Here is a 4938-nt window from a genome sequence, read left to right on the forward strand (position 1 = left end):
CCTTGATAAAGAGTAATTGAAATATTAGTTTGTGATTTTGGAAATTCTTTTTGAATATCAAAATAAATTTTATAAAACCAAAACCTTGCTTTTTGAAGAAAACTACGCAAATAAGCTTGAAATTTTTAGTGAGCTTAGGCTTGAAGAGAAATTTGATCTTATAAAATACAAAAAAGATAAGGATCAAATTTGCGTTTTAAACGAGCTTGAAACGACAAATTTATATGATGGCATGATGAGAGAGATCTTTATAGAGTCAAAAATTTTAGAGCTTATCTACAAGAGCAAAGCTTTAAAAGATAACAAAATTTATTTTAGCAGTGACGAAGAAAAAGTGCTTTTAAAGGCTAAGAAAATTCTGCTTACTCGCATGCAAAATCCCCCAAGTATCAAAGAGCTAGCCCATCTTTGCGGCACTAATGACTTTTGGCTTAAGAAAAATTTTAAACTCTTTTTCAAAGATACGATCTATCAGCTTTTAGCAAAAGAGCGGCTAAAGCTGGCATTTGCCCTTTTAAAACAAAATGATATCAGCATAAAAGAGGCTGCCAGCATCGTTGGCTACACAAATGCAGCGCATTTTGCAAAAATTTTTAAAGGCACTTTTGGCTTTTTACCAAGCGAGCTAATAAGGCAAAAAAGCTACTTTTAAACTGCGTTAAATGCCAAATTTCTTATAATCGCAAAAATTTAAAAAAGAGAGAAATTTGCAAGTTTATATCCACGTGCCATTTTGCCAGAGCAAGTGTCCTTACTGCGCCTTTGGCTCAAGCGATGACGAATTTAGCAAGGTTAGCGCCTATTTTAAAGCGCTTTGCCTTGATCTAAATTTCCAGCTAAAAAGCCAAAATGTAAAAGAAATTTCAACCATTTTTTTTGGCGGCGGCACACCAAGTGCGGTAAATGCTAAGCTTTATGATGAGATTTTTAGCATTTTAGCTCCACTTTGCACTCCAGAAACTGAGATCACACTTGAAGCAAATCCAAATTCTGCAAATTTAGCCTGGCTAAAGCATGTAAAAAATTTAGGCGCAAACCGCATCAGCTTTGGTGCTCAAAGCTTTTTTGAAGATAAGCTTAAATTTCTAGGGCGTATTCACAGCAGGGAGCAAATTTTTAAAGCAGTTGAAAATGCCCATACAGCTGGCTTTAAGAGCATAAATTTAGACCTCATCTATGACACTAAATTTGATACCAAAAAGCGCCTTTTGGCTGAGGTTGAAAATCTAAAAAGCCTTGCTATCACACATCTAAGCGCCTACTCGCTCACGCTTGAAGAAAACACCCCATTTGCTGGCAAAAAAAGCTATAAAAAGGATAGCGACACTTTGGCTAAATTTATGATAGAGCAGATCCAGAGAGCTGGCTTTAAGCAGTATGAAATTTCAAATTTCGGAGAAATTTGCAAGCACAATCTTGGCTACTGGCAAGGCAAAAACTACCTTGGCGTTGGGGCTTTTAGCGTGGGCTTTAAGGACGCCACCAGATACTACTCCAAAAGTAGCATAGACGCCTACATCGCTCAGCCAACGCATAGAGAAAGAGAAATTTTAAGCCAAAGCGAGCTAACAAGAGAGCATATATTTTTAGGGTTTAGAAGCGTCGTGGGCGTGGAAGCTGGGCGCTTAAACGAAGCTCAGAAAAAAAGGGCAAATTTACTTGTAGAAAATGAAAAACTACTCTTTAAAAATGGCAAATTTTACAACCCAAATTTCTTACTAAGCGACGAGATCGCACTCTTTATCGAGGGCTAAATTTATCAAAATTTGAGCAAAGTCAAGATAAAATACAAAGCTTAAATAAAATTTAACAGAGGCAAAAATGTTTGGAATGAGTTTTTCTGAGATCTTGGTCATCGCCGTGATCGCCGTGCTAGTTTTGGGCCCTGACAAGCTGCCAAGCGCTATGGTGCAGATCGCCAAATTTCTAAAGATGTTTAAAAAAGGTATAAACGACGCAAAATCAACTTTTGATCAAGAGATGAAGATAGCCGAGCTCAAAGAAGACGCTCAAAAATACAAGGAGAGCATAACTCAAAGTGCGCAAAGCGTGCGTAAAAAGCTCACATTTGAAGAGCTTGACGAGATCAAAAAAAGCGCAAGCGACGTCACCGAAAGCATACAAAACGTCGTAAGCGACACGAAAAAAACGGTAGAAAATATACAAAATCCAACAAATTTAGTTAAAGATGCGATCTTAAACGATAAAAAAGAGGCGTAATGTTTGAAGAGTTAAGACCCCATTTGATCGAACTTAGAAAGAGGCTTTTTATAAGCATAGTAAGCGTTTTTGTCTGTTTTGGCATCTGTTTTACATTTTGGAATCCACTGCTTGCATGGATGAGCGAGCCGCTAAAGCAGGTCTTGCCAGCTGGCTCAAACATCATCTTTACTCAAATTCAAGAGCCATTTTTCACTGCGATGAAGGTCGCCTTTTTTGCTGGTTTGGTGCTTGCTTTGCCTATCATTTTTTGGCAGTTTTGGCTATTTGTCGCACCTGGACTTTATGATAATGAAAAAAAATATGTGATCCCATTTGTCCTCTCTGCTTCATTTATGTTTGCGTGTGGGGCGGCATTTTGCTACTACGTGGTCATCCCACTTGGCTTTACATTTTTGGTAAATTTTGGCGGTCAGCTCTTTACGGCACTGCCAAGTATCGGCGAGTACGTGGGCTTTTTTACAAAGCTACTAATCGGCTTTGGAATTTCATTTGAGCTGCCAGTCATTACATTTTTCTTAGCAAAGATAGGACTTGTCGATGACAAGATGCTAAAAGATTATTTCAGATACGCAGTAGTCGTCATCTTCATCTTTGCAGCTATCGTCACACCGCCAGATGTTATAAGTCAAATTTTAATGGCACTGCCACTCATCGGACTTTATGGAATTTCAATAATAGTCGCCAAAAGAGCCGGTAAAAGCGACGACGATGAACAAGATAACGATACAAACAGCGACGCAGACGATGAGTGATATAAACGATATCTCAAGTTATGATTATTTTTTGCCTAGTGAGCTCATCGCAAAAGAGCCAATTTTGCCCAAAGAAGAGGCAAGATTGCTTGTTTATTTTAAAAAAGCAAAAGAGATAAAACACTATAAATTTAAAGATCTTGCCAACCTCATCCCAGAGGACGCAGCAGTCATTTTTAACAATACAAAGGTAGTTAAGGCCCGCATTTTAGGACATAAACAAAGTGGCGGAGCCTGCGAAGTGATGCTAAATCAACCACTTGGCGATAATAAATTTAGCGTCTATATAAGGGGCAGAGTAAGTGTCGGTAGCGTTTTAAATTTCGCTGATGATATAAAAGTAAATGTACTGGAGCTAAATGATGATGGCTCAAGAATGGTAAATTTCACCAAAAATGGCGTTATTTTAGATACGGCGCGACTTTTTAGCGAGCTAGAAAAGATCGGTCACGTCCCGCTTCCACCATATATCAAAAGAGCTGATACAAAGGACGATGAGAGCTGGTATCAAAGCATTTTTGCCAAAAATAGCGGCGCAGTCGCAGCCCCAACAGCTAGTCTGCACTTTAGCGAGCAGATGTTAGAGAGAATAAAGGAAAAACACGAGGTCGCCTACATCACGCTTCACGTGGGCGCTGGGACATTTAAGGGTGTGGAGTGCCAAAACATAAATGACCACAAAATGCACTCTGAGTTTTACGAGCTAAGCGAAAAAGCTCAAGAGATCATAAACTCAAATAAGCCTATCCTTGGCGTTGGCACGACTGTGACTAGGTGCGTTGAAGAATTTGCTAGAAGCAAGCAGCCAAGCGGCTTTTGCAAGCTATTTTTAAATCTAAATAATAGACCTATCAGACAAAACTACCTTTTAACAAATTTTCATCTGCCAAAATCAACGCTGATCATGCTAGTTACTAGCTTCATAGGGCTTGAGGAGACGATGAGGATTTACGAAACGGCGGTTAGTGAAAAGTATAGATTTTACTCTTATGGCGATGGGATGCTTGTGATATGAAAAATGTTGATTTTATCGCACAAATGGAGCTTTTTTTAGAGGCACTTTTTAAGGACGCAACCACTAGAGATAACGCCATCGTCTTTAACTACAACCCAAACTACCCACGCTATCTAAGCTTTGAAGCACACAAGCTAATAGGCGCGATCAAAAATTTAAGCAAATTTTACCTAAATGAAGTGAACGACGCTAAGCTTTTGATCGCCTTTAACCTCGTTAGCTACAGCTTGCAGTTGATACATTTTGACATCCGTATAAAGTGCGACGCTACCCCAAAAAACCCAAATGAGAGGCTCGTTAGAGAGGCTGGTGAGCTAGCAAAAGAGCTAAATGCAAAAATCACTAGAAGTGGCGATGGTTTTGACATAAATATCAGCATACCACTGCCAAAAAGTGGGACTTTCAAGCAGCAAAACACGGATATCCCGAGCCTCTCTGGCAAAAATGCGATCATCGCATGCGACGACGAAAACCTTTTTTTGACACTCAGCCACGAGCTAAGCTTTACAGGGCTGAAGCTTAGCAAACAAAAGAGCTTAGAGAGCCTAAATTTACACATAAGAGATGCCATTTTTAGACCAGACATCATCTTTATACAAAAAGAGTATCTTGACGACAAAGAGATACTAGAGGCTGTTTTAACATATCAAAAGCTTAAAAATTTCTACATCGTCGTGATCTGCAAGGGCGAAGGTATCGAGGCAACGAACGAGAAGATAGGCATACTAAGGCAGCCATTTACCAGCGACAGCCTGCACGAAACGCTAGAGATGATCGCTAGAAGTTTTTAAAGTTCTATCAAATTTACTCAAATTTTGCATGTTTTAAATTTCTAAAAAGTAGCTGTAACCAAAGCTGTTAGTTACAAATTTAAGGCAAATAGCGCAATGTGATATTCGAAAAAGAGCAATGGCTACCACTAAAAGTAAAAAGGCGCTATTTTAAGAG

At 39.0% G+C, this 4938-nt stretch carries 6 protein-coding genes; all 6 read left to right on the forward strand.

The genetic code is table 11. The features are described 5' to 3' along the window. Positions 1-37 precede the first annotated feature (37 nt). The 6 genes from Q0296_RS11300 to Q0296_RS11325 all read left to right on the forward strand — a co-directional run bounded on the left by Q0296_RS11300 (position 38) and on the right by Q0296_RS11325 (position 4781). A complete protein-coding gene (locus Q0296_RS11300) occupies positions 38-652 on the forward strand; it encodes an AraC family transcriptional regulator (protein WP_298040656.1) in 615 nt (204 codons plus the stop codon). Positions 653-707: 55 nt separating this feature from the next. Further along, entirely contained in the window at positions 708-1754 is a 1047-nt protein-coding gene (gene hemW, locus Q0296_RS11305) for a radical SAM family heme chaperone HemW (protein ID WP_298040658.1), read from the forward strand. 67 nt (positions 1755-1821) lie between these two features. Continuing rightward, the gene (gene tatB / locus Q0296_RS11310) at positions 1822-2220 is read left to right on the forward strand and encodes a Sec-independent protein translocase protein TatB (RefSeq protein WP_012140063.1); all 399 of its coding nucleotides are present in this window, start codon (positions 1822-1824) and stop codon (positions 2218-2220) included. Beyond that, positions 2220-2975 (forward strand): twin-arginine translocase subunit TatC, encoded by a 756-nt coding sequence (gene tatC / locus Q0296_RS11315; RefSeq protein WP_298040661.1) that lies wholly within the window; start codon positions 2220-2222, stop codon positions 2973-2975. Before tatB ends, tatC begins: the two co-directional genes overlap by 1 nt. Then, entirely contained in the window at positions 2968-3990 is a 1023-nt protein-coding gene (gene queA / locus Q0296_RS11320; protein ID WP_298040665.1) for a tRNA preQ1(34) S-adenosylmethionine ribosyltransferase-isomerase QueA, read from the forward strand. The genes tatC and queA overlap by 8 nt, the downstream gene beginning before the upstream one ends. Continuing rightward, on the forward strand, positions 3987-4781 hold the full coding sequence (locus tag Q0296_RS11325) for a hypothetical protein (RefSeq protein ID WP_298040663.1): 795 nt from the start codon (positions 3987-3989) through the stop codon (positions 4779-4781). The genes queA and Q0296_RS11325 overlap by 4 nt, the downstream gene beginning before the upstream one ends. The last annotated feature ends 157 nt before the right edge of the window (positions 4782-4938 follow it).

Origin of the sequence: uncultured Campylobacter sp., assembly GCF_937890585.1 — a bacterium.
In the GTDB taxonomy this organism is placed as follows: domain Bacteria; phylum Campylobacterota; class Campylobacteria; order Campylobacterales; family Campylobacteraceae; genus Campylobacter_A.